At 72.9% G+C, this 1,761-nt stretch carries 1 protein-coding gene; it reads left to right on the top strand.

Features of this window, described 5'->3' with window-relative positions; genetic code table 11:
• Nucleotides 1-190 precede the first annotated feature (190 nt).
• Nucleotides 191-1,761: glycoside hydrolase domain-containing protein (locus ACZ4W5_RS37975; protein WP_465659821.1), on the top strand; the 1,571-nt coding region annotated here is incomplete at its 3' end.

Here is a 1,761-nt window from a genome sequence, read left to right as displayed (position 1 = left end):
GAGGAGGAATCGGGGCGTGGCTCCCCCCCCCTGGGGCGGGCGTCCGACGGGGGGGGGGCCCCCCCCCCCCCCCCCCCCCCCCCCCCCCCGCCCACCCACCTTTCCTCGTTCGCCTTCCCCCCGCCGCGTGCCGCCCTGCCCGGATCCGTCCCCGGGCGGCTCCGCCGTGCCCGTCTGCTTGGAGAGACCCGTGAACCACCACCGTCTGAGGGGCGTCGCCTCGCTCGTCGTGGCGGCCGGCGCGCTCACCGCCGCCCTGCCGCTGAGCCCGGCCGCCCAGGCGGCCGAGCCCGTCGTCGCCGGGTCGGCGGCTGATCCTTCCGCTGTCGGTCAGAACGTCAAGACCGTGACGTACCAGGGGCTTTCGCTCCAGGTGCCGTCGAGCTGGTCGGTGGTCGACCTGGCTCAGGCCCCCGACACCTGCGTCCGGCTGGACCGGAACACCGTCTACCTCGGCCACCCCGGCGCGGACCAGAACTGCCCGACCCACCTGATCGGGGAGAAGGCGGACGCGCTGGTCGTCGAGACCTTCGCCGGTGCCGCCGAGCGGGCCGACCTCACCACCGTCGCGGTGCCCGCCGGACGCGGCGTCCCGTCCCTGCCGGACAGCGTCGGTCAGGAGGCGCGGGTGGCCTTCGAGGGCGCCGGCGTCTACGTGACGGCGAGCCACGCCGCCTCCTCCGCCGCCGCGGTGCAGCGCATCCTCGCCTCCGCGGCGATCGAGGGCGGCGCCACCGCGGCCCCGGTTCCGGTGCCGCAGTCGCCGAAGGCCGCACCGGGCGCCCTGGCCGCGCCCGCCGCGTCCGCCGCGGCGTCGGAGGCCTCGTCGGCGACGCCGAGCACCGGCTACACCGGCAAGGCGTTCGACGCCTGCGCCGCCCCTTCGTCCGGCGCGATGTCGGACTGGGCCTCCTCGCCCTACCGGGGCGTGGGCATCTACATCGGCGGTCCGACCCGGGTCTGCGCGCAGAACAACCTCACCGCGTCGTGGGTCGCGGAGCAGAGCGGTGCGGGCTGGCACCTGCTGCCCATCTACGCGGGCACCCAGGCCGCGGGGATCTCCTCCTCGGACGCCGAGGGCCAGGGCCGGGCGGCGGCGGAAGCCGCGGTCAACCTGGCCCAGAGCCTGGGCTTCACCAGCGGCACGGTGCTCTACGTCGACATGGAGGCCTATGCCCCCGGCTACCGCACCAACGTGCTGAACTACCTGTCGGGCTGGACCAGTCGACTTCACGAGCTCAACTTCCGCTCCGGCGTCTACAGTTCCTCGTCGAGCGGGATCAAGGACATGGTCGCCGTGTACAACTCGTCCGGCTTCGACCGCCCCGACGTGGCCTGGTCGGCGAACTGGAACAACGCCGCTGACACCGACGACAGTTACATCCCGGCGGGGTACTGGTCCAACCACCAGCGCGTCCACCAGTACGCCGGCGACGTCACGGAGTCGTACGGCGGCACCTCCATCAACATCGACCGGAACTACGTCGACGTCGCCGCCAAGGCCTCGGTGAACGACCCGGGGATGACGAACCTGACGGCCGGTGACTTCAACGGTGACGGCAAGAAGGACCTGGTGGCGGTGGAGGTGTCGACCGGGAAGCTGTGGCTGTACCCGGGGTCGGGGTCGGGCACGCTGGGCAGCCGGGTGGAGATCGGTACCGGTGGTTGGAACGGGATGAGCAACCTGGCGGCCGGTGATCTGAACGGTGACGGCAAGGACGACATCGTGGCGACCGAGAAGTCGACGGGGAAGCTGTGGCT

The organism is Kitasatospora sp. NPDC029367, from assembly GCF_055569135.1.
The sequence above is the reverse complement of the archived record's forward strand: the minus strand, read 5'-3'. Positions and strand labels throughout refer to the sequence as shown.